Below are 22,000 nucleotides of genomic sequence, written 5' to 3' on the forward strand. Positions count from 1 at the left end.
GCAACGGCGCCGGCGTGGCGAGCGCGCCGGCGCCGGCCTGCGCGCGCAGCCGCGCCAGCCGGTCGTGCAAGGCGCTCATGCCGCCAACAGGCTCAGCACCGCGACCGCCAGCTCGGCCTGGCTCGGCTGCGGCGTGTCGCTGGCGAGGATCGGGCCGATGCAGGCCGGGCAGCCGCCGTTGCAGTCGCACGACTCGACCAGATCGAGCGCCGCGCGCACGAGTCCGGCGGCGCCGTGGAACAGCGGCTCGGACAAGCCGATGCCGCCGGCGAAGTTGTCGTACAGGAACAGGGTCGGGCTGAAGCTCGCCGCGCTGCCGACGGCCACCGCCTCACCCTGCGCATTGCGCCACTGGCCACGCCCCTGCGCGTCGCGGCTGGCGAACCAGGCCGCGTCGCCCGAACCGACGGCCTTCTGCAGATCGTGGCCATCGGCCATCGCGCGCACGCGCGCCACCGTGTGCAGCGCGTAGGCCGCACCGAGAAAACCGTCGAGCGCATCCTGACGCCGCTCGAAGGCGGCCTCGAGCACGTCCTGTTCGAGTTGCCACCACAAGGCCGTGGTGTGCAGTTCCTGGTCGGGCAGGTTGACCGGTCCGTAGCCGATGTTCTCGTGGCTGTAGTAGCGGATCTTCTTGTAGCCCGACACGCGCCGCACCACATGCACCTCGCCGTGGTGGCAAAGGCCCTGGCCACTGCGGCTGCCATCGAAGCGCGCCAGCACCTTGAGTTTGGTGTAGTCGATCGCGTCGGTGTAGTAATCGGCGTGGGTGGTGGTGACGAAGGCCTTGCGGCCGGCCCAGTCGAGGTGCTCGACCTGCCATGGCCGCGACTGCACGAGGTAGATCGCGCCCTCGTACAGGGTCAGCGCGGCGCTGGCGTAGTCGACCTCGGCGATGATGGTCTGCCGGCCCTCGCTGCGGTCGACCACCACGAAGTTGCCGTCGGCGACCGCGCGCAGGTTGACCGCGCCGGCCGGATAGCTGTCGGCGATCCAGTCCCAGCGCGTTCCTTCCTGGTGCAGCACGCCGGCTTCGGCGAGTACGCCGAGGAACTCGTCGACCGGTGCCTCGCCGAACCGGTCACCCGAGGTGAACGGCAATTCGAACGCGGCGCAGCGGATGTGATCGAGCAGGATCAGCAGCTGGTCGGGCGCGATGCGGGCCTGTTCCGGCGTGGCCGCGGCGAAGAACTCGGGATGGCGCACCACGTACTGATCGAGTGGCGCACTGCTGGCGACGAGCACGCCCAGTGCGGGCCGCTGGCGCCGGCCGGCGCGGCCCAGGCGCTGCCAGCTCGCCGCGATCGAACCCGGAAAGCCGTTGAGGATCGCGACATCGAGCGCGCCGATGTCCACGCCCAGCTCGAGCGCCGAGGTGCTGACCACGCCGTCGAGCGCGCCGGCGCGCAGCGCGCGCTCGGTCTGCCGGCGCTCGTTGGGCAGGTAGCCGCCGCGATAGGCGCGGATGCGCTCGCGCTCGCGCGGATCATGGTCGAACACGTCCTTGAGATACTTGGTCAGCACCTCGACCATGAGCCGCGATTGCGCGAACACGATGGTCTTGAGCCCGGCGCGGATTGTCTGCCGCGCCAGTCGCATCGACTGCGAGCGCGCCGAGGCGCGGATGCCCAGGTCGGGGTTGATGACCGGTGGATTCCACAACAGCACGTGGCGCTCGCCGCATGGCGCGCCGCTGTCGGTGATCGCATGCACGGTTTCGCCGACCAGTGCCTCGGCATGCTCGCGTGGGTTGCCGATCGTCGCCGAGCACAGGATGAAGACCGGCTGCACGCCGTAGAACGCGCACACGCGCTTGAGCCGGCGCACCACGTTGGCGACGTGCGAGCCGAACACGCCGCGGTAACTGTGCACCTCGTCGATCACGATGTAGCGCAGCGACTCGAAGAACTGCGCCCACTTGGTGTGATGCGGCAGGATCGCCTGGTGCAGCATGTCGGGGTTGCTGACGACGATGTCGCCCTTGAGCCGGATCGCCTGCCGCGCATCGGCCGGGGTGTCGCCATCGAAGGTGCAGGCGCGCAGACCGAGCGCACCGGCCGTGTTGAGCTCGAGCAGCTCGGCGACCTGGTCCTGCGCCAGCGCCTTGGTCGGGAACAGGTACAGCGCCTTGGCGCGCTGCGCATGCACGGCGGCAAGCACGGGCAGGTTGTAGCACAGCGTCTTGCCCGACGCGGTCGGCGTGACCACCACCACATGCTCGCCCGCCGTCACGTGGTCCCAGGCCTCGCGCTGGTGGCTGTACAGCCGCTCGATGCCGCGCGCCGCCAGCGCGGTGCCGAGCGCCGGTGCCAGATCGGGCGGAAATTCGCGCCAGCGTGCCGGCTGCGCCGGGCGTTGCAGGTGGCCGCTGATGCGCTCGCCGTACTTGTCGAGCCAGCGCGCGACGAGGCGCGTGACCGGCGCAGCGGCACGATCGGTCGGGGTGGCGTCGACGGACGACATCGCAGGCTCCGCAGTGGCGATGCCGTGATATCGGCGTTCGCCGTCTCAGATCCTGCGACTGGCGCTGGACTCAGCCCATGCCACCATTGATGCCGATGACCTGGCCGTTGATGTAGGCGGCTGCATCCGAGCACAGGAAGGCGACGAGCGCGGCGACCTCGTCGGGCCGGCCCATGCGCGCCGCCGGCACCATCGCCTTGAGCTGTGCCTCATCGAACAGGTCCTGGCTCATGCGCCCGGCGATCACACCCGGCGCGACCACGTTGGCGCTGATCCCGCGCGAGGCCATCTCGCGCGCCAGGCAGCGCACGGCACCGTGCAGGCCGGCCTTGGCCGCCGCGTAGTTGGCCTGGCCGCGGTTGCCGAGCACGGCGGCAACCGACGACAGCGCCACCACGCGGCCCCAGCGCTGGCGCGCCATCGTCAGCAGCAGTGGCTGGCTGACGTGGAAGAAGCCATGCAGCGAGACGTCGATGACGCGTCGCCACTGCGCTTCCTGCATGCCGGCCAGCGGTGCATCGTCGTGGATGCCGGCGTTGTGGACGAGGATGTCGATGGCGCCGTCGGCAAGCTCGGCTTCGAGCGCAGCGCGCGTGGCGGCGCCATCGGCGAGGTCGAAGCACACCGCGCGGGCCTGCCCGCCGGCGGCGTGGATGGCCTCGACCACCGCCTGCGCGCGCTCGGGCGCGCTGTGCGCGTGCACGAGCAGGGCGCAGCCGCGCGCCGCCAGCTCGCGCGCGATCGCCGCGCCGATATCGCCGCTGCCTCCCGTGACCAGTGCGCGTCGTTGCCTCATGTCCGCTCCATCGCTTCGCCGCGTGGCGGCCTCACCACACCTTCACGCGCTGCGCCGGCTCCAGATACAGCGCCTGGCCGGGCTGCACATCGAAGGCCGGATACCAGGCGTCGAGGTTGCGCACCGTGAGTGCGCGGTACTGGCCCGGCGCATGCACATTGGTCAGCAGCGCATTGCGCAGCGCGGCTTCGCGCATCTTGCCGCGCCAGGCTTGCGCCCAGCCGAGGAACAGGCGTTGCGGCGCAGTGAAGCCTTCGAGCGCTGCACCCGGATCCGGATGGGCGAGCTGGTAAGCGTCGAAGGCGGTGGCGAGGCCGGCCACGTCGGCGATGTTCTCGCCCAGGGTCAGCTTGCCGTTGACCGCGAGGTCGGGCAATGGCCGGTAGTTGTCGAACTGCGCGGCCAGCGCGGCGCCGGCGGCCTCGAAGTGCTCGAGATCCTGCGCCGTCCACCAGTTGGCGAGCTTGCCGGTCTCGTCGAACAGCGCGCCCGAGTTGTCGAAACTGTGGCTGATCTCGTGACCGATCACGGCACCGATCGCGCCGTAGTTGACCGCGTCGTCCGCCGCGCCATCGAAGAACGGCGCCTGCAGAATCGCGGCCGGGAAGATCAGGCGGTTCTCCAGTGGCACGTTCAGCGCGTTGACGGTCTGCGGCAGCATGAACCACTCGCCGCGGTCGATCGGCCGGCCCAGCTTGGCGAGGTTGCGACGGTATTCGAACAGGCTCGCGCGCCGCGCATTGCCGAGCGCGTCGTCGCGCCGCGCCTCGAGCGCGCCGTAGTCGCGCCAGTGCTGCGGATAACCGACCTCGACCTTGAGGCCGGCGAGCTTGGCCCGTGCGCGCTGCTTGGTCTGCGCGCTCATCCACTCCAGTTTGTCGATGCGGCCACCGAACGCGGTGACGAGGTTGGCCACCATCGCCTCGGCGCGTTGCTTGGTCGGCGCCGAAAAATGCCGCGCGACATAGATGCGGCCGACCGCATCGCCGAGCGCATCGTTGACCTCGTCGACGGCGCGCTTCCAGCGCTCGCGCTGCTGCGGGGTGCCGGCCAGTGCGGTGCCGTGGAACGCGAAGTGGGCCTCGGCGAACGCCTTGGGCAGGTAGCTGGCGGCGTCGTCGATCGCGTGGAAGGCGAGCCAGTCCTGCCAGGCGCGCAGCGGCTGCGCCGCCACCAGCGCGGCGATGCCGCTGACCGCGGCCGGCTGCCAGACGATGAACTCGGGTTGCCGGCCGAGGCCCGCCGCAGCGAAGTACGCGGCCCAGTCCAGCCCCGGTGCGCGGCGCGCAAAGTCGGTGATGCGCCAGGCGTTGGCGCCCTTGGCGACGTCGTTGGTTTCGAGCTGGCTCGCATGTACGCGCGCGATCGCGGTCTCGAGCGCGAGGATGCGCTGCGCGCGCGCCGCGCCGTCGGCGATCCCGGCCAGCTCGAACAGTTGCGCGATGTAGGCCGCGTACTGCGTGCGCAGCTCGGCCATGCGACCGCCTTCGAGGTAGAAATCGCGGTCGGGCATGCCCAGCCCGCCCTGCACCAGATACGGCGCATATTCGTTCGGGCGCAGCAGGTTCGGCGCGACCCACAGGCCAAACAGGTTCGGCGTGTAGTAGTCGGTGGCGTTGAGCAGGTCGACGTCGGCCCGCAATGCCGCGCCGAGCGCCTTGGCCAGCGCATGCTTGTCGGCGATGGCCTCGATCGCGGCGAGACTCGGCCGCAGCGGTGCGAGGCCCTTGGCCTCGATGCCGGCCTCGTCCATGAAGGCGGTGTACCAGGCACCGATGCGGGCTTCGTCGCCCGCCGCAGCGGTGTTGCCGGCGGCGGCCTCGAGGATCGCGCGGGTGTCGCTCAGGGCGCGTTCGCCGAGCGTCGAGAAGCTGTTCCAGCTCGAGCGGTCGGGCGGAATCTGCACGGACTGCAGCCAGCCGCCGTTGGCGTAGCCATAGAAGTCGTCACCCGGCGTGAGACTGCGATCCATGCCGGCGGTATCGAAGCCGAAGCTGCCCAGTGCCGGCGCGGCCGCGGGAGGCGTCGCGGCGGTTGGCGCCGCTGCATCCGGCGCCGGTGGCGTCGCATGGTCGCAGGCGCCCAGGGCGATGCTCAGGGCCAGGCACAGCAGGCGCAGCGGATGGGACATGGTCACTCTCGCAGGGGTGGCAGGCTGCGAGCGTAGGCGGGCGCGGCCCGCGCGACAACGTGCCGATGGTCCTGCACCGGGTATCGCGCGCGACGCTGCGCCGCAACATGCGGCGGACCGCGTGCGCGCCGCTGCCGCCTGCCCGCGAGGGCTTATGATCGCGTCTTTTGCGGGGAGACCACGATGTCGCACAAGCGCCTGCTGGCGGTTGCCTTGAGTGTTGCCACGTCCGCCGCGATGGCGCAGGACGCGGTCGATGCCGCTTGGATCATCCAGGCGCACTACCCGGACGCGGCGGCGCTTGCGCGCGTCGCGGCGCAGTTCGACCATCTGCAGGTCGATCGCAAGCAGCGCACCGTGCGTGTGCTGGCCGACGCCGCCGGTGAAGCGGCCTTGCGTGCCGCGGGTCTGGACGCCGTGCAGGTCGATCTCGCCGCCACGGCGCGCCTGCATGGCTTCGAGCGCACGCGGCTGGCGGCAGTGCGCAGCGGCATGGGGGCGAAGTCGATCCCGGGCTTTGCCTGCTATCGCACGGTCGAGGAAACCTACACGACGATGGACCAGCTCGCGGCGGCGCATACCGACATCGTCGCCGCCGACAGCTTCGGCAAGAGCTGGAAGAAGACCCAGAACCCGACCCAGGGCTATGACCTGCGCGCACTGCGCATCACCAACTTCGCGACGCTGGCGAGTGATCCGGATCGCCCGGCGATGGTCGTGTTCGGTTCGATCCATGCGCGTGAATACGGCCCGGCCGAACTCACCACGCGCTTCGGCGAGTGGCTCGTCAACAACTACGGCAGCGACCCCGAGGCAACCTGGCTCGTCGACCACAACGATTTCCGTCTCGTGCTCGAGGCCAATCCCGATGGGCGCAAGGTGGCCGAGCAGCAGGTCTACCAGCGCAAGAACATGGACACGGTATTCGGCTCATGCAGCAGTTCGCCCGGCATCGACCTCAACCGCAATTTCCCGTTCCACTGGAACATCACCGGCGGACAGGGCTCCAGTGGCAACACCTGCAACGAGACCTATCGCGGCCCGACGCCGATGTCCGAGCCCGAGACCCAGCACCTCGTGCACTACGTGGTCGGCGACTGCACGGCCGCAGGTGTGTGCACGGGCGGCGTGTTTGCCGATCGCCGCAGCGGGCCGATGAGTCCGCCCAGCGTCGGCGGTGATGGTGGCGCGGCTGCGCCCGACGACACCACCGGCGTGTTCTTCGACATCCACAGCAACGCCAGCCTCGTGCTGTGGCCGTGGGGCGACACCACGAACGGCGCGCCCAACCAGGCCGGCCTGCGCACGCTCGGCCGCCGCATGGCGTTCTTCAACGATTACACGCCCGAGCAGTCCGATTCGCTGTATCCGACCGACGGCACCACCGACGACACGATGTACGGCCTCGTCGGCGTGCCGGCCTACACGATCGAACTCGATGGTGTCGACTTCTTCCAGCCCTGTGCCGACTTCGAATCGTTCACGCTGCCGGCCAACCTGGCTGCCTTGCGCTACACCGCGCGCAGCCTGCATGCGCCCTACCGGCTGCCGGCCGGGCCCGACGCGCTCGAGGTCGCGGTCGGCTCCGACCTCGTGGTCGCCGGCGATTCGCTCAGCGTGAGTGCGCGCATCGACGACACGCGTTTCAACCAGTCCACCGCCGACGACCCGGTGCCGGGCACGATCCGCAACATCGGCAGCGCCCGCGCGAGCGTCGATGCGCTGCCGTGGCACAGCGGCGCCAATCCGGTCACGCTCGCCGCCAGCGACGGCAGCTTCGACGCGCCCGTCGAAGCGGTGGTCGGCACGATCGCGACGGCCGGTCTCGCCCCCGGTCGCCATCTGGCCTTTGTCCAGGGCAGTGACGCGCTCGGAACCGGCGGCACGCCCAACGCTGCGCAGTTCGACATCGTCGCTGCCGCCAGCGTCGGCACCTTGCAGGGCCAGGTGCGCGACGGTGCCACGCTGGCGCCACTCGTCGCGCAGATCACGCTCACTGCAGGCGCCCAGTCGCACCAGGGCGTCAGCGGTGGCGGCAGCGGCAACTACCAGGTGCATGGTTATCCCGCCACCTATCAGGTGCACGTGACCGCGCCAGGGCATATGCCGGAGGATCTTGCGGGCGTGGTGCTCAGCGCCGGCGCGAGTGCCAGCCACGATTTCATGCTCTACCCGAACTGCAGCGTGTTCGACGACGACGTCGAGCACGGCATCGCAGGCTGGACCGCCGCATCGCCGTGGGTGATCCAGAGCAACATCGGTGGCAACACGAGCCATGTCTGGAACACGCCCAACTACGGCAACAACCTCAACAGTTCACTGACCTCGGCCAGCATCAACCTGACCGGCTACGCCGATCTCGTGCTCACATTCGACGATCGCTGCGACACCGAGGCCGGCTACGACTTCGGCAACGTCGAATACAGCAGCAACGGCGGCAGCTCGTGGACCAGCCTGTATACCTGCAGCGGTCGGGACCAGTGGCAGTCGCATCGACTGCAGCTGCCGGCCGGCGTCAATGGCGTGGCCGGGTTCAAGCTGCGCATGCGCCTGCAAAGCGACGTTTCGGTCACCCGCACTGGCTGGGCGATCGACAACATCCACCTCGAAGGTGGCGGCCCGGCCTGCCGCGCGGTGTGGGACGACCACATCTTCGTCGATGGTTTCGAGGACTGAACCTGCCGGCGGCGGCGCACCGCCGGCGCCGCCGCGCATCGATGCGTCCATGCGTGGTTCGTCCCGCATCCCGGCGGGCCGGTTTCTTTCTCTTGCTTGTCCAAGAGAAAGAAACCAAAGAGAAGGACACCCCCAAGCGCGCCGCCCGCGAGGCATCCTGCCTCACGGGTGCGTGAACGCCGGCCGGGGTTCGCCGACGGTGCATCCGTGCGCCCACGGCGAACGCGCGCGCATCGTGCGCGCGCCCCTGCGGGCCTTTGCGTCCGCCGTTCACCGGCGCGCACGGGGCCCCGGTGGAAAAGCGGCGCGCTCCTGCGCGCAGAAGCAGACGTCGAACGTCCCGTTCCCTCTGTAGAGCGGAGTTTGCTCCGCTGGTCGTGGTGATCGGTTGTCACGCGGTGGCCGTGGCGTTTGAGCCGAGCAAGCGCGGCTCTACAGGCAAAGCCGTTGCGCCTCGCGCGGTGCCAAAGCCGCTTTCCGTGGGCACGGCTTCAGCCGCGAACATGACGCGGCGCGGCGGCAACGGTGGTGACCGCGATCGGTCCCTCCGCTGTCGCCAAAGAAAAAGGCGCAGGTCCTTGCGGACCTGCGCCTGGCAACCAACACTGCAGCGCGATCAGTAGATGTCGCCGACCGTGTTGTGGACGTTGAACTTGCCGGTCGGTGTGATCAGGCGCTCGTCGCGGATGACCTTCTTGAGCTTGCGGGTCTTGTCGTCGACGACGACCACGGCGCTCTTCTTGTCCTTGGCATTCCACACCGAGAACCAGACCTCGTCACCAGCGGCGTTGTACTCGGGCTGCACCACGCGCTTGGCACCTTCGCCGAGCTTGGCCCATTCGGCGATCGGCAGCGCGGTGTAACCCTTGTCGAGGTTGTTGATGTCGAACACCGCCACCGACTGCGACAGCTTGGCGTCGGGGTTGAGCGTGGTGTCGACCCACAGGTTGTGCGACTTGGGATGGGTCTTGACGAACAGCGAACCGCCGCCCTGGCCCTTGAGCACCTGCACCACCTTCCACGCGTACTGCGGATGATGCTCGGGATCGGTGCCCAGCAGCGTCACCTTCTCGTTGCCGAGCGCCGAGGTCGCCCACACCGGACCGAACTTGGGATGCACGAAGTTCGCGCCGCGGCCCGGATGCGGGATCTTGTCGACGTCGGTCAACGCGACCATCTTGCGTTCGCGTGAATCGACCACGGCGATCTTGTCGGAGTTGTTGGCTGCGGTGAGGAAGTAGCGCTTGGTCGAGTCCCAGCCACCATCGTGCAGGAAGCGCGCCGCATCGAGCGTGGTGATCGACAAGGCGTCGAGGTTGGAATAATCCACCAGCAGCACGCGGCCGGTTTCCTTGACGTTGACGATGAAGTCCGGGTGCTCGTGGCTGGCCACGATCGCCGCCACGCGCGGCTCGGGGTGGTATTCCTGTGTGTCGACGGTCGGGCCGCGGGTGGACACGATCTTGATCGGCTCCAGCGTGGGGCCGTCCATGAGCACGAACTGCGGCGGCCAGTAGGCACCGGCGATGGCCAGCTTGTCCTCGAAGCCCTTGTACTTGGACGTTTCGACCGAGCGCGCCTCGAGGCCGATCTTGATCTCGGCCACGCGATCGGGAACCTTCATCCACAGGTCGATGAGGTCGATCTTGCCGTCGCGGCCGATCGTGTACACATAGCGACCCGAATGCGACAGGCGCGAAATGTGCACGGCGTAGCCGGTCTTGATGATGTTGACGATCTGCTTGGTGTCACCATCGATCAGCGCGATCTCGCCCGCGTCGCGCAAGGTCACCGCGAAGAAGTTGTCGATGTTGTAGTTGTTTTCCTTCTTGGTCGGACGCTCGGCAACCGGTACCAGCACCTTCCAGCTGTTGCGCATTTCCGGCATGCCCCACTCCGGCGGTGCCGGCGGGTCGAGCTGCAGGAAGCGCGCCATGATGTCGATCTGCGCGGCCGAGAGGTCGCCCGAGGTGCCCCAGTTGGGCATGCCGGCCGGCGAACCGTAGGTGATCAGCGCCTTGAGGTAATCGGTGCCCTTGGCGCGCGTGATGTCGGGCGTGAGCGGCTTGCCGGTGGCGCCCTTGCGCAGCACGCCATGGCAGCCGGCGCAGCGCTGGAAATAGATCTCGGTGGCCTGCTTGAACTCGGCATCGGTGAGCTTGGGGCCGGCGGCCGCGGCTTCGGCATCGCCAGCGGCGGCCTTGCCGGTCATCGCCAGCGGCGCGCCGCCGTAGGCCATTTCGCCCTTGGTGGTGTCCGGATGCACCTCACCCTGGGCCTTGTCCCTGCTCACGGCCAGTTGCCCGCGCAGGCCCGACACGTCCTTGGCGCTGACGCTGGCGCCCTTGTTGCCCCAGCTCGAGTAGATGAAGTTGATCGCCGCGGCGATCTCGGCATCGGACAGATGGCTCTGGGCCGGCATCACGTTGTTGTACTTGACGCCATTGACGGTGATTTCGCCCGAGATGCCCTTGAGCACCATGCGCGCCACGTCGAGTGGCTTGTTGGCGGTCAGGAAGTCCGAGCCGGCCAGCGGCGGAAACGCGCCCGGCAGGCCGTTGCCGTTGGGCTGGTGACAGGCCGCGCAGTTGGCGTTGTAGACCACCTGGCCCTGTTCATTGCCCTGCTTGGGCAGGCGTTCGTTGACCACATCGTCGGCAATGGCGCCGGCGCCCCACAACAGGCAAATCGCTGCGATCCATGGTTTCGCTTTCATGATGCCCTCTCTCGTTGTCCCCTCAAGGTGAACCCCAGTCGCACCAAGGCCCTGTATGCAATCGTCCCGTTTCCGGCGAGAATGGCGCGCCGCCCGTGGCGACGGACGGCACCGACGATCCCGGATCACCCTGCACCGCGTGCCAGCGCGGCTCGCATGGTGGTCCCACTCGCACAGCATAACCCCGATGAAGCCTCTTCGCCTGTCGCCTTTTGTCGCAGTGCTGGCCAGCATTTGCGTCGTTTCCGCCCACGCCACGAGTCCCGCTGACGGCAGCACCGACGACACCACCGAGCTCGATGCCGTGGTGGTGGTCGGCAGCCGCGCCGCCGAGCCGCTGCGCCAGGTGGTCGGCAGCGTCAGCGCGGTCGAGCGCGACCAGCTCGAGCGCGCCGGGGTGACCAATATCGGCGACCTCGAACGGCTGATTCCGGGGTTGGCGGTGCCGACCGACGCCGCCCGTTTCGGCCGGTTGGGCTTCAACCTGCGTGGACTCGATGGCAACCGTGTCAGCATCGAGGTCGATGGCGTGCCGCTGCCCGATGCGTTCAGCGTCGGCCAGTTCGCCTACGCCGGCCGCGACCTCGTCGACCTGCTCGCGATCCAGCGCATCGAGGTGCTGCGCGGACCGGCCTCGACGCTGTATGGCAGCAAGGCGTTGGCCGGCGTGGTCGCCTACACGACGAGCACGGCGGCGGACCTGCTGTGGAACGGCAGTGATTTTGGCGTGGGCGGCCGGCTCGGCCATGACAGCCGCGATGACAGCCACCTCGTCGCCGCGCATCTGGCGGCGCAGCAGGGGCCGTGGAGCACGTTGCTGCAGGTCGCACGCCGCAGCGGCCACGAGACCGACAACAACGTCGCTGCCGGCGAGATGCGCGCCAATCCGGCCGATACGCGCCGCGACGGCCTGCTTGCCAAGTTCGGCTACGCCGCCGGTGGCGGCCACTACACGCTCACCTTCGAGGGCGCGCGCGGCCGGCAGCTCACCGATGTGCAATCGCTGGTGTTCGGCCCCGGCCGCTACAGCACCACCACGGCACTCGATGGCGACGATCGCTGGCGCCGCAACCGCCTGAGCCTGGCCGCGCAATGGCAGGCGCCGTGGCCGTGGCTCGATTCGCTCGACCTGCTGTTGTATCGCCAGCTCGCCGCGACCGCGCAGTTGACCGACCAGTTCCGCAACCCCGATGCCCAGACAGCGTATCGGACGCGCCGCGAGCGCCGCTTCGACCTGGCCCAGGACAGCGACGGCGCGCGCCTCGTGGCGCAGTCGCGCGGCGACTGGCTCGGCGTCAGTCACTGGCACGTGTTCGGCCTCGATCTCGCGCGCCACGACTACGCGAGCGTCCGTGACGGTCTGGAGACCAATCTGGCCACCGGCAGCGCCACCCATGTCGTGCTCGGCGAGCGGCTGCCTGTGCGCGATTTCCCGCTGTCGCGCGTGCTCGAGGCCGGCCTGTTCTGGCAGGACGAAATACGCCTGAGCCCGCATTGGGCCCTGGTGCCGGGCGTGCGCGGCGAACGCTACTCGATGGCCGCGCGCAGCGATGCGATCTGGCGCGCCGACAATCCCGACCAGGCGCTGGCCGACATCGACAGCACGCGCTGGACGCCCAAGCTCGGCCTGCGCTACACGCGCTCGGCGCACACCTTCTACCTGCAGGCCGTGCGTGGCTACCGCGCGCCGCCGTTCTCCGACGTCAACATCGGCCTGTACCTGCCAACCTTCCATTACGAGGTGCGCCCCAATCCGCAGCTGCGTGCCGAGACCAGCCTTGGCCTCGAAGCGGGCTGGCGCTGGCAGGGCCGCGAATGGCAGACCAGCCTCGCCCTCTATGACAACCGCTTCCGCGACCTCATCGAGTCACGCGCCAACCTCGGCATCGACCCGGTCAGCGGCGACCAGGTGTTCCAGTCGATCAACCGCGACCGCGCGCGCATCCGCGGCGTCGAACTGGAGGCGCGCTGGCAGGCCGATGCCACGCGCGAGCGGCTGGCCGGCTGGTTCGGCGAGCTGCGCGCCAGCGCCGGACATGGCGACGATACCGCGCGTCACCAGCCGCTCAACAGCGTGCAGCCGGCACGCGTGAGCCTCGGCGTCGGCTTCGAACCCGATCCGCGCTACGGCGGCCAGCTCACGCTGACCGGCGTGACCCGCAAGCAGCGCGTCGATCAAAGCCTCGCATCGCTGTACCGCCCGGCCGGCTACGCGCGCCTGGACTTCAGCGCCTGGTGGCAGCCGGTCGAATTCGCCCGCATCAACCTGCAACTGGGCAACCTTGCCAACCGGCGCTACTTCGACTGGGCCAGTCTGCGCGGGGTGGCGCCCACGGCGCGCGATCTCGGGCTGTACCGCCAGCCCGGGCGCAGCTTCAGTCTCGATCTGGCGCTGGACTGGTGATGACCGCCGCGCGCCCGCGCGCGAGCAGAAGGCCGGCGTGCTCGACGCGGAACGCATACTGCCAGTGGCCATCGCCGCCGAGCAGGTGCTGCGCATGCACCTCGAGGGCCGCATCGATGTCGTCGATGCGGGCGCGGTGCAGCTCCACCTCGCGCAGCGACACCAGATAGCCCGGCGTGGCGACGCGCCCCTGCGCGCGCGCGAGCAGGCCGCCATGGATCGCCATCGCCTGCGCGCCGTACTCGCACAGGTGCAACGCGCGCAGCATGCCGTCGCTGCGCAGCGGGTTGTCGGTGCGCGCATGCGAGTGCGTGCGGGCGTGGATCGTGGCCGCGTCCCAGGCGATGACTTCGTCGAGCAGGCACATCGCACCCGCATGCGGAATCAGCGTGGCCCACTGTGGGCGCGGCAGGCTCATGGCTTGCCGCGCGCCATCAGGATCGACAGGCAGAAATGGAAGCCGACGCCAAGCGCGACGGTCAGCCCGATCGCGCGCAGCACCGGCAGCGAGGACAGCGCCTGCAGGCCGAACACGAGCAGCGCGGCGAGCACGCACACGAGCGTGGCATGCAGCGTGCGCCGCGCATCGGCCGCATCGCGCGGACGCTGCTCGAAGAACAGCGCATAGTGCAGGCCGAGGCCAGCCGCGAGCGTGACCGCGACGAGGTGGAACAGCGACAGCGGGATGCCGGCGGCACGCTCGACCACGACCACGAGCAGCGTCGCCAGCGTCATCGGTGCCAGCACATGCCAGGCCCGGCGCAGGCTGCGCAGGGCGATGGCCACCGTCAGCGCGAGCAGCAGCAGGGCCACGCCGAGCGCGCGCAGGATGCGCTCGCGATAGGCGGCCACCAGCGACTCGGAGGCGGCCTTGAGGTCGATGAGGCGCACCGCGCCGGCGGTCGACTGCGCCCAGTGCTGCAGCGCCGCCGCGTCGTGCACGCCCGTCAGCGTGGCCAGCGCCAGACTGGTGTCGCCGCGGCGCACGAGCATCGCAGCCAGGCGCGCTCCGAACGGACTGCTGGCGAACGCCTGCGGCGTGAGTGGCGCGAGTTCGCGCGCGGTCTCCACGTCGTCGACGAACGGCTCGAACAGGCCCTGCCGGAACGGCAACCCGTCGCTGGCGGCCGCCAGCGCGGCCTCGAGCGCGGCGCGCGCGGGCAGGCGCGCCTGGCGCGCGCGCTGGGTGGCAAGGCTCGGCAGATAGCGGCTCGGCAGTTCCACGCCGTCGAGGGCGCCGCGCGCGACCAGTGCCTCGAGCGGTGCCTGCAGGCGTTCGGACAGCGCCAGCACGGCTTCGTCGTCGTTGCCCTGCAGCACGAGCAGGTAGCGCACGTCGGGCGCGCCGAGTTCGGCGCGCAACTGCGCGTCGCGTGCGAGCCACTGCGCCGGCACCGGGGTGAGTGCGGCGAGATCGTTCTGCCACAGCGGGCCGGGCGCGCGCCACAGGATCACGCCACCGGCCAGTGCGAGCAGCCACGGCAGCCAGCGCAGGCGCGGCACGCGCTCGAGCAGTGCGCTCGCGCGGGCGAGCCCCGGGAGCGTGGCCACGTCGCGAAAGCGCCTCGGCAGCGCGCGCGGCAGCAGATGGCGCGTGGCCAGCCCGGCCGCGAGCAGGCCCGCGATCGTGAACAGCGCCAGCTGCTGCAGACCGGGCACGCCCGAGGCGAAGAACGCCAGATAGGCGATCGCCGCCGACACGATCGCGGTGGCCAGCAGCGGCCACAGCGCGCGCACGCTGGCCAGCGCGTCCTCGCCGGCGCGGCGGTGGCTGAGCACGCGCAGCGGATACTCCTGTGCCACGCCGAGCAGGGTGAAGCCGAACGCGAGCGTGATGCCATGCGCCTGTCCGTACCACAGCGCGAGTGCGGCCAGTCCCGCCAGCGCGCCGGTCGCGACCGGCAGTGCGCCGAGCAGCAACGCGGGCAGGCTGCGGTAGGCGACGAGCAGCAGCACGATGAAGCCGAGCGTGCTGGCCGCGCCGAGGCGGTCGGCCTCGCCGCGCGTGCGGGCATCGATCTGCATGCTGAACCAGCCGGGACCACTGATCTCGAGCCGCGCCTCGCCGCGCGCGGGCAGCGCCGCGAACGCGGCTTGCAGCGCTGTGATCGCGTCGCGTTGCGCAGCCGGGTCGAATCCCGCCGCGCGCGTCTGCGCGAGCAGCAGTGCGGCGCCGTCGCTGGCGAACCACACGCCGTCGTGCAGCGCGGGCATCTTGGGTGGGGCCCAGCGCTGTGCGAGGTTGAGCGTCTCCAGGGTCGGATCGCGCGCGAGCCAGGGCTTGAGCAGCGTCGCCGCCGGCGAGGCCAGGTCGGCGGCACGCTGCTCGAGCGCATCGCGCAGCCAGGCCGCGTCGAAGGCCTGCCGATCGAGCGTCGGCGTGAGCAGCCAACGGTAGGGCAGCCACGGCGATGGAATCGCAGCGGCGTCGAGCGCGCCGTTGAAAGCCTGCTCGAATCGCGCGTCACCGCGCAGCCAGGCCAACAGTCCGCGGCTGAGCTGCGCCAGCGTGGCCTCGTCGGCGCCCTCGATGGCAAGCAGCAACAGGCGCGAGGCCGGGCCATCGCCGATCTGGTCCATCACCAGTTGCTGGTCGGCCGTGCGCGGCGGCGGCATGAAGCTGCGCAGGTCGGTGCCGATGCGCAGCTGGCGCCAGGCGAGCGCGCCCAGTGCGGCGAGCGCGAGCAGCCACAGTGCGAGCAGCAGGGTGCGAGGTGGCTCAACGCGCATCGACGCCGCTCACCGCTTGAGTCCGCGGCACAGCGCATCGAGCTGGCCCAGCGTCACGCGCGGTGCCAGCGGCGTGGCGGCGAGCGCACCGACCAGCAACACGCTTTCATCACCATCGGCCTCGCGCGTGCGGAAGCAGGTCGGTTCGCTGCCGCTGCCATCGACGCGCAGCCATTGCACGCGCCGCGCCAGGCGCGCATCGCGCGGCTCGAGTCGAAGCTGCCAGTGCGCCGCGTTGCCCGAGGCGCTCAGGCTGAAGTCGCGCGCGAGTGCGGCGGCGTCACCGCCGAGCAAGGCCGAGAACCCACGCAGGAAACTGTCGAGCTCGGGCACCTGCGCCAGCGGCAGGCTGCGCGCCGGCCGGTCGCCACGTTGCAGGCTCGCGTTGCCGCCATCGACCGCCGTCAATTCGCGCCAGGGCGTGTCGACGCGCTTGGCGAGCTTGCCGGGGCCGAGGTACTGCATTTCGCCGCGCAGGATCAGCGGTCGTTCGAGCAGGCCGGAATAGCGCACCTCGACATAGGCGGTGACGGCCGGCACCTCGCGTTTGAGCGCGGCGACCAGCGCGGTTGCATCGGGGGCGGCGTCAGGCGCGGCCAGGGCTGTCGGCGCCAACGCCAGCAGCAGCGGCCACGCCACGCCCTTCGGGATTCCAGAAATCATGCCAGTTGAACCAGTTGCAGGGGTCTTGTCGCACATGGTGTTCGAGCCGTGCCGCGTAGGCCTGCGCCAGCGCCTGCACCGCTGCCGTGCGCTCGCCGCGGCCGACCGGCAGCGCATCAGCCAGTGGCTCGAAGTACAGATCGTAGCGGTTGCCGCCACGATACATGCCCAGGCACAGCACGACCGGCACCTTGAGGATGCCGCCCAATGCGAACGGCGCCACCGGCAGCGGCGCCGGCGCACCGCAGAAGTCGACCATCACGCAGCGTTCGTCGGCGCGTGCGCGATCGGCCAGCAGGGCGATCAGCGCACCTTCGGCAGCGGCTTCGGACAGTGCCAGCACGATCTCGGTGGGCGGCCGGCCGGCGTCGATCACGCCATGGCCGATGGCCGGGTTGAGTGCATGCAGCAGCGCGGTCTGCGCCGGCGTCTTGTGGGTGTCGAGCACGACGCGCAGCTTGACCTCGGGATGTGTGAGCGTGGCCACGCGCAGCACCTCGAAACTGCCGACGTGGGCGCCCAGCAGCAGCACGCCACGGTCGGGTTGCATGCGCGTGACGAGCTCGTCGAGGCCGTGCATGCGCACGTCGAAGCGGGTGTAGCGGTCCGACAGCAGGAAGACGCGGTCGAGCAGCGTGCTGGCGAAGCGGTGGATGTGGCACATGACGCGCCACGCCGATGGACGCCGACCCTCGATGCGATCGAGCGCGGCGTACGACACGCGGCGCTCGTAGGGGCGCCGCAGGAAGAAATACAGCGTGATCGGATACAGGCACAGCCGCGCCACCGGCCGCCCGAGCCGCAGCGCGATCGTGCGGATCAGCCAGATCGCAACGCGGCCACCGCCTTCCCTGCGCTCGCGCCAGTGCTCGCTCATGCCAGCGCCGCCGTGCCGCGCAGCACCACGCGACCGTCGTGCAGCAGGCGAAAGCGCAGCTGCGTGGCGTCGCGTTCGATCTCGCAGTCGAGCGCCTGCCCCGGCAGCACCGGGGCAAGGAACTTGACCGCCTCGATGCGCGCCAGCGGCCCCAGGCCGGCGCGCGCGAGCACGCTGGCGATGCGGTCGAGCAGCACCACGCCAGGGACCACCGGCTGTCCCGGGAAATGGCCGGGCAGGCTCGGATGGTCGGCGTCGATGCACAGGCGCTCGCGCAGCACGTCGGCGGTCATGGCGCGTCCCGCGGCGTGTCATCGAGTGCACTGCGCAGCAGCGCCGGCCACTGCCGCACGATCGCGACGAGGAAGGTCGCCAGCGCGGGGTGGGCGAGGCCGCGCAGGTGCCAGCGCCGGTAGCCGTATTCGCCGGCGAGCAGGGCGCCGACCACGACCCCGCTGCCCACGTGCAGGTAAGCGCGCCAGGCCGCCGCGCCGAGCGCGGCCGGGCCGATGCCGACCTGCGCCAGTGCGATCGCGCCGAGCAGTGCAGCCTGCGCGCCGAGCACGAGCGCCCAGCATGCGGTGAGTCCGCGCGCATAGGTGGCCACGCGCGGTTCGGCCAGCCGCTGCGGCCCTTCGAGGATCGCGATGAAGCGTGCGATGAGCGGCGCGCGCCCGCGCCGCAGGCTGCGCGCGAACAACAGGCACAGCGCGCCATTGATGAGCGCCGGCACGGCATCGACGAGCAGCCAGCCCATGCCGTGCCAGGCCGCGGCGACGGCGGCGAGCGCGGTCGCGGCGAATGCCCACCAGGCGCGGCGCGCACCGCGGCACAGGGCCGGTGCCAGCGCGCCGCCGGCCAGCACGACCACGGCCAGCGCGGCGAGGTCGTCGCGTTCCAATTGCGCGGCCAGCAGCACGAGCACGATGTAGAGGACGATCGCGCCGAGCAGCGCGCGGCCACGCCGCGGCGTCGGCGTGATGGTTCCGGAACCGGGCAGGCTGGCGGCACTCATGCGTGGAAGCCGTGGCCGGCGCGCCGCGCGCTCAGCTCGCGCCGCGGTGCTGCTCGATGTGCGCCGACAGCGCGCGCAGGCTGGCGAAGATCTGCTTGTTGTCGGGATTGTCCGAGCGCAACTGGAAGCCATAACGCTTGGACACCGCCAGTGCGAGCTCGAGCGCATCGATCGAGTCGAGGCCAAGTTCGCCGCCGCCGAACAACGGCGCCTCGGGCGCGATCGCCTCGGGCTTGATCCAGTCGATGTTGAGGCTGGCGACGATGAGGCGGGCCAGATCCTGCTCGGCCGGCGACTGCGTGGACTCGGGGCAGTGGGTCGTATCCATGAGATTGGGGCGGCCGATGGCGCGGGTTGGACAATCGGGCAGTGTATCATCCGCGGCCGTTTTGACCGCGTTTGCGCCCCCCGCGCCGTTGCCCCGATGAATCACGCCACGCCACCATTGCCAGCGCTGGAGCAGTGTTACGAGCAGGCCGATGTGGGCACGCTGCTCGCCGACGCGCGCGTGCTGGCGGTGATCGGTTTCGGCAGCGGCTTCGCTGCCGCTGACGATCCGCGCGTGGTGCGCGTCGCGCTCGAACCACTGGCCGCGCCCTGCGTGGAGGTATGGCGCGGGCGCGCCCCGGTGCGGCATGGGCGCGCGGGCGACCTGCGCTGGAGCAGCGACGGCGATTACCTGTTCGTGGCGATCGAGGTGGCCGAGGTCGATGGCGACATCGAGCGCGCCAGCCACGACGCCTACCGGCAGTTGCTGGCCTTCGTGCAGGCCAGCGCCACGCCGCACTGGCTGCGCCTGTGGAACTATTTCGATGCGATCAATGCCGGCGTCGGCGATGCCGAACGGTATCGGCGATTCTGCGCAGGACGTGCGCGTGGCATGGCGCAATGGCTGGCCGGCAGCTATCCGGCCGCCTGCGCGATCGGCCATCAGGTCGCGAGCGGGAACCTGCTCGTCTACGGTCTGGCCGCGCGCGAGCCCGGCACGCGCGTCGAGAATCCGCGCCAGCTCAGTGCCTGGTGCTATCCGCGCCAGTACGGCCCGAGCGCACCGACCTTCGCGCGGGCGCTGCGCAGCGCGGCCGGGCAGTTCTTCATCTCCGGTACCGCGGCCGTGGTCGGGCATGCCTCGCAGCACGAGCAGGACCTGGCCGCACAGCTCGCCGAAACCTTCACCAACCTCGAGCACCTGCTGGCGGCCGCGCATGGCCGCTTCGGCACCGATGCCCTGCTCAAGGCCTATGTGCGTGAGCGCGACGATGGCGCCGCGGTGGCGCATGCGCTCGCGCAGGCCGTGCCAGGCCATGCGGGCGCGCTGATCCTTGGCGGTGACATCTGCCGCCGTGAACTGCTGGTGGAAATCGATGGCCTGCAGTCACTGGCGCGCTGAACGCCGCTGCCGGGCAGGGTTGGCGCTGCTGCTGGTGGCCGCGCTCGCCGCCTGCGGGCCGGGCCGGCGCGGCAGTGATCCGCCGCTGGGCGCGACCGGTCGGCAAACCGCGCATGGCCTGCCCGAGCTGCGCAATCCGTTCGCCGGCGATGCCGCGGCGAGTGCGGCCGGCGCGCAGATCTACGCGCAGCGCGCCTGCGTCACCTGCCACGGCAACAAGCTCACCGGTGCGATGTGCCCTTCGCTCGTCAACCAGCGCTGGGTGTATGGCGATGACGACACCACGCTGTTCTTCCTGCTGCGCGATGGCAGCGTCGCGCTGCGCGGCCACGGCTATACGCGCAGCGGCCAGGAACCACAGGTCGGCGACATGGCGGGCTTCGGCCGCCTGCTCGACGACCGCGAGCTGTGGCAGCTCGTGAGCTTCGTGCGCGCACAGCAGCTGCGCGCCGATTGAGCCGCGCCGCGCGCTCGCGCTATGGTGACCCTCCTGTCGTGCCGGAGGATCACCGATGAAGACGCGCGCCGCCGTGGCCTGGGCTGCCGGTCAGCCGCTGTCGATCGAGGAAGTCGATCTGGAAGGCCCGCGCGCGGGCGAAGTGCTCGTGCGCATCGTCGCCACCGGCGTGTGCCACACCGACGCGTTCACGTTGTCGGGCGATGATCCGGAAGGCCTGTTCCCGGCGATCCTCGGCCACGAGGGCGGCGGCATCGTCGAGGAGGTCGGTGCGGGCGTGACCAGCGTCAAGCCGGGCGACCACGTCATCCCGCTGTACACGCCCGAGTGCGGCCAGTGCAAGTTCTGCCGCTCGGGCAAGACCAACCTGTGCCAGGCGATCCGCGTGACCCAGGGCAAGGGCCTCATGCCCGACGGCACCTCGCGCTTCTCGAAGAACGGCAAGCCGATCCTGCACTACATGGGCACGAGCACGTTCTCGCAGTACACGGTGCTGCCCGAGATCGCGCTGGCCAGGATCAATCCGGCCGCGCCGCTCGACAAGGTCTGCCTGCTCGGCTGCGGCATCACCACCGGCATCGGCGCCGTGCTCAACACGGCCAAGGTCACGCCCGGTGCGAGCGTGGCCGTGTTCGGCCTCGGCGGCATCGGCATGTCGGTGATCCAGGGCGCGGTGCTGGCCAAGGCCGGCCGCATCCTCGCCGTCGACCGCAACCCGGCCAAGTTCGAACTCGCGCGCCAGCTCGGCGCCACCGACTGCGTCAACCCGCGCGAGCATGCGGACATCCCGCTGCAGCAGCTCATCGTCGAGCTGACCGATGGCGGCGTGGACTATTCCTTCGAATGCGTCGGCAACGTCGAGCTCATGCGCACCGCGCTGGAGTGCTGCCACAAGGGCTGGGGCGAGTCGATCATCATCGGCGTGGCCGGCGCGGGGCAGGAGATCCGCACCCGGCCGTTCCAGCTCGTCACCGGACGCGTGTGGCGCGGCAGTGCGTTCGGCGGCGTCAAGGGTCGCTCGCAGTTGCCCGGTTATGTCGAGCGCTATCTCGCGGGCGACATCCACATCGACGAATTCATCTCGGCGCGGCTGCCGCTCGAGCGCATCAACGATGCGTTCCAGCTCATGCACGACGGGCATTCGATCCGCTCGGTGATCATGTATTGATGCGGCGCCGCGTGCTGGCCGAGGCCGCGGCTGCGGCAAGTCCAGCCGCGGCCATCCGTGGCCGCACTTTTCATGAGGCTCGCTGCGAGGCACGCGAGGGATCGGCTCAGGCCTTGCGCAGGAAGCAGGTCTTGAGCACGAGGTCGCGGATCTTGTCGCTGTGACCCTCGATGTGCTCGGCGTCGTCGGCAACGAGGCGGATGTTGCGGATCAGCGTGCCCTGCTTGAGCGGGATCGAGGAACCCTTGACCTTGAGGTCCTTGATCACGACCACGCTGTCGCCATCGGCGAGCGCGTTGCCGTTGCAGTCGCGCACCACGTGCGCGGGTTCGGTATGCTCGGTCGCATGCTGCGGCCATTCGTGCCCGCAATCGGCGCAGACGAACAGCTCGCCGTCGGGGTAGGTGTGTTCCATGGCGCAGCGCGGGCAGGCGGGAATGGCGGACATGCGGCAGGTTCCGATGGCGGCGGGCGCGCATTCTAGCCGGACCGGCGAGTGCGAGGTCCGTCACGC

Annotated in this window: 17 protein-coding genes; 5 read left to right on the forward strand and 12 right to left on the reverse strand. The window is 70.2% G+C overall.

What is annotated here, in order from left to right; all coding sequences use genetic code 11:
• Window positions 1–75: 75 nt before the first annotated feature.
• The 3 genes from KF903_RS11045 to KF903_RS11055 form a co-directional block, all read right to left on the reverse strand.
• Complete coding sequence (locus KF903_RS11045; protein WP_291214648.1) at window positions 76–2,463, reverse strand: DEAD/DEAH box helicase; 2,388 nt, start codon at window positions 2,461–2,463, stop codon at window positions 76–78.
• A 70-nt stretch (window positions 2,464–2,533) separates the two neighbouring features.
• Window positions 2,534–3,259 carry a 3-oxoacyl-ACP reductase FabG gene (gene fabG, locus KF903_RS11050; protein WP_291214651.1) on the reverse strand — a complete coding sequence of 242 codons (726 nt, stop codon included), beginning with the start codon at window positions 3,257–3,259 and terminating at the stop codon, window positions 2,534–2,536.
• A gap of 31 nt (window positions 3,260–3,290) precedes the next feature.
• On the reverse strand, window positions 3,291–5,390 hold the full coding sequence (locus KF903_RS11055) for a M13 family metallopeptidase (protein ID WP_291214654.1): 2,100 nt from the start codon (window positions 5,388–5,390) through the stop codon (window positions 3,291–3,293).
• Between the two features lie 183 nt (window positions 5,391–5,573).
• On the opposite strand from KF903_RS11055, the gene KF903_RS11060 reads away from it, so the two are divergent.
• Entirely contained in the window at window positions 5,574–8,066 is a 2,493-nt protein-coding gene (locus KF903_RS11060) for a M14 family zinc carboxypeptidase (RefSeq protein ID WP_291214657.1), read from the forward strand.
• A 616-nt stretch (window positions 8,067–8,682) separates the two neighbouring features.
• On the opposite strand, the gene KF903_RS11065 is transcribed toward KF903_RS11060, so the two are convergent.
• Window positions 8,683–10,782, reverse strand: a complete 2,100-nt coding sequence (locus KF903_RS11065) for a cytochrome D1 domain-containing protein (RefSeq protein WP_291214659.1) — start codon at window positions 10,780–10,782, stop codon at window positions 8,683–8,685.
• Window positions 10,783–10,969: 187 nt separating this feature from the next.
• On the opposite strand from KF903_RS11065, the gene KF903_RS11070 reads away from it, so the two are divergent.
• Window positions 10,970–13,186, forward strand: coding sequence for a TonB-dependent hemoglobin/transferrin/lactoferrin family receptor (locus KF903_RS11070; RefSeq protein ID WP_291214660.1), 2,217 nt, complete (start codon window positions 10,970–10,972; stop codon window positions 13,184–13,186).
• On the opposite strand, the gene KF903_RS11075 is transcribed toward KF903_RS11070, so the two are convergent.
• The 7 genes from KF903_RS11075 to KF903_RS11105 are packed head-to-tail and all read right to left on the reverse strand — an operon-like array spanning window position 13,158 to window position 18,799.
• Window positions 13,158–13,604: a phosphotransferase gene (locus KF903_RS11075; RefSeq protein WP_291214661.1), complete on the reverse strand. Its 447-nt coding sequence runs from the start codon at window positions 13,602–13,604 to the stop codon at window positions 13,158–13,160. The two genes, KF903_RS11070 and KF903_RS11075, sit on opposite strands and share 29 nt — an antisense overlap.
• Window positions 13,601–15,916, reverse strand: a complete 2,316-nt coding sequence (locus KF903_RS11080) for an MMPL family transporter (RefSeq protein WP_291214662.1) — start codon at window positions 15,914–15,916, stop codon at window positions 13,601–13,603. Before KF903_RS11080 ends, KF903_RS11075 begins: the two co-directional genes overlap by 4 nt.
• Window positions 15,917–15,925: 9 nt before the next feature.
• Window positions 15,926–16,579, reverse strand: coding sequence for a LolA-related protein (locus KF903_RS11085; RefSeq protein ID WP_291214664.1), 654 nt, complete (start codon window positions 16,577–16,579; stop codon window positions 15,926–15,928).
• Window positions 16,503–17,456, reverse strand: coding sequence for an acyltransferase (locus tag KF903_RS11090; protein ID WP_291214666.1), 954 nt, complete (start codon window positions 17,454–17,456; stop codon window positions 16,503–16,505). Before KF903_RS11090 ends, KF903_RS11085 begins: the two co-directional genes overlap by 77 nt.
• Window positions 17,453–17,749, reverse strand: a complete 297-nt coding sequence (locus tag KF903_RS11095; RefSeq protein ID WP_291214668.1) for a hydroxymyristoyl-ACP dehydratase — start codon at window positions 17,747–17,749, stop codon at window positions 17,453–17,455. The genes KF903_RS11090 and KF903_RS11095 overlap by 4 nt, the downstream gene beginning before the upstream one ends.
• Window positions 17,746–18,471, reverse strand: a complete 726-nt coding sequence (locus tag KF903_RS11100) for a hypothetical protein (protein ID WP_291214670.1) — start codon at window positions 18,469–18,471, stop codon at window positions 17,746–17,748. Before KF903_RS11100 ends, KF903_RS11095 begins: the two co-directional genes overlap by 4 nt.
• A gap of 31 nt (window positions 18,472–18,502) precedes the next feature.
• Window positions 18,503–18,799: a phosphopantetheine-binding protein gene (locus KF903_RS11105; protein WP_291214672.1), complete on the reverse strand. Its 297-nt coding sequence runs from the start codon at window positions 18,797–18,799 to the stop codon at window positions 18,503–18,505.
• A 96-nt stretch (window positions 18,800–18,895) separates the two neighbouring features.
• Between KF903_RS11105 and KF903_RS11110 the strand changes: the two genes are divergently transcribed.
• The 3 genes from KF903_RS11110 to KF903_RS11120 are packed head-to-tail and all read left to right on the forward strand — an operon-like array spanning window position 18,896 to window position 21,486.
• A complete protein-coding gene (locus tag KF903_RS11110) occupies window positions 18,896–19,861 on the forward strand; it encodes a pteridine-dependent deoxygenase (RefSeq protein WP_291214674.1) in 966 nt (321 codons plus the stop codon).
• A 19-nt stretch (window positions 19,862–19,880) separates the two neighbouring features.
• Window positions 19,881–20,318: a c-type cytochrome gene (locus KF903_RS11115; RefSeq protein WP_291214675.1), complete on the forward strand. Its 438-nt coding sequence runs from the start codon at window positions 19,881–19,883 to the stop codon at window positions 20,316–20,318.
• A gap of 55 nt (window positions 20,319–20,373) precedes the next feature.
• The gene (locus tag KF903_RS11120; protein ID WP_291214676.1) at window positions 20,374–21,486 is read left to right on the forward strand and encodes an S-(hydroxymethyl)glutathione dehydrogenase/class III alcohol dehydrogenase; all 1,113 of its coding nucleotides are present in this window, start codon (window positions 20,374–20,376) and stop codon (window positions 21,484–21,486) included.
• A gap of 106 nt (window positions 21,487–21,592) precedes the next feature.
• Here the strand turns inward: KF903_RS11120 and KF903_RS11125 are convergent, their stop codons facing one another.
• The gene (locus tag KF903_RS11125) at window positions 21,593–21,934 is read right to left on the reverse strand and encodes a zinc ribbon domain-containing protein YjdM (protein ID WP_291214677.1); all 342 of its coding nucleotides are present in this window, start codon (window positions 21,932–21,934) and stop codon (window positions 21,593–21,595) included.
• Window positions 21,935–22,000 lie beyond the last annotated feature (66 nt).

Source organism: Dokdonella sp. (assembly GCF_019634845.1).
GTDB lineage: Bacteria > Pseudomonadota > Gammaproteobacteria > Xanthomonadales > Rhodanobacteraceae > Dokdonella_A.

Excerpts from the sequence above, each read along its gene's own strand:
- KF903_RS11045 (WP_291214648.1), bottom strand. The coding sequence starts at position 2,463 with ATGTCGTCCGTCGACGCCACCCCGACCGATCGTGCCGCTGCGCCGGTC.
- fabG (WP_291214651.1), bottom strand. The coding sequence starts at position 3,259 with ATGAGGCAACGACGCGCACTGGTCACGGGAGGCAGCGGCGATATCGGC.
- KF903_RS11055 (WP_291214654.1), bottom strand. The coding sequence starts at position 5,390 with ATGTCCCATCCGCTGCGCCTGCTGTGCCTGGCCCTGAGCATCGCCCTG.
- KF903_RS11060 (WP_291214657.1), top strand. The coding sequence starts at position 5,574 with ATGTCGCACAAGCGCCTGCTGGCGGTTGCCTTGAGTGTTGCCACGTCC.
- KF903_RS11065 (WP_291214659.1), bottom strand. The coding sequence starts at position 10,782 with ATGAAAGCGAAACCATGGATCGCAGCGATTTGCCTGTTGTGGGGCGCC.
- KF903_RS11070 (WP_291214660.1), top strand. The coding sequence starts at position 10,970 with ATGAAGCCTCTTCGCCTGTCGCCTTTTGTCGCAGTGCTGGCCAGCATT.
- KF903_RS11075 (WP_291214661.1), bottom strand. The coding sequence starts at position 13,604 with ATGAGCCTGCCGCGCCCACAGTGGGCCACGCTGATTCCGCATGCGGGT.
- KF903_RS11080 (WP_291214662.1), bottom strand. The coding sequence starts at position 15,916 with ATGCGCGTTGAGCCACCTCGCACCCTGCTGCTCGCACTGTGGCTGCTC.
- KF903_RS11085 (WP_291214664.1), bottom strand. The coding sequence starts at position 16,579 with ATGATTTCTGGAATCCCGAAGGGCGTGGCGTGGCCGCTGCTGCTGGCG.
- KF903_RS11090 (WP_291214666.1), bottom strand. The coding sequence starts at position 17,456 with ATGAGCGAGCACTGGCGCGAGCGCAGGGAAGGCGGTGGCCGCGTTGCG.
- KF903_RS11095 (WP_291214668.1), bottom strand. The coding sequence starts at position 17,749 with ATGACCGCCGACGTGCTGCGCGAGCGCCTGTGCATCGACGCCGACCAT.
- KF903_RS11100 (WP_291214670.1), bottom strand. The coding sequence starts at position 18,471 with ATGAGTGCCGCCAGCCTGCCCGGTTCCGGAACCATCACGCCGACGCCG.
- KF903_RS11105 (WP_291214672.1), bottom strand. The coding sequence starts at position 18,799 with ATGGATACGACCCACTGCCCCGAGTCCACGCAGTCGCCGGCCGAGCAG.
- KF903_RS11110 (WP_291214674.1), top strand. The coding sequence starts at position 18,896 with ATGAATCACGCCACGCCACCATTGCCAGCGCTGGAGCAGTGTTACGAG.
- KF903_RS11120 (WP_291214676.1), top strand. The coding sequence starts at position 20,374 with ATGAAGACGCGCGCCGCCGTGGCCTGGGCTGCCGGTCAGCCGCTGTCG.
- KF903_RS11125 (WP_291214677.1), bottom strand. The coding sequence starts at position 21,934 with ATGTCCGCCATTCCCGCCTGCCCGCGCTGCGCCATGGAACACACCTAC.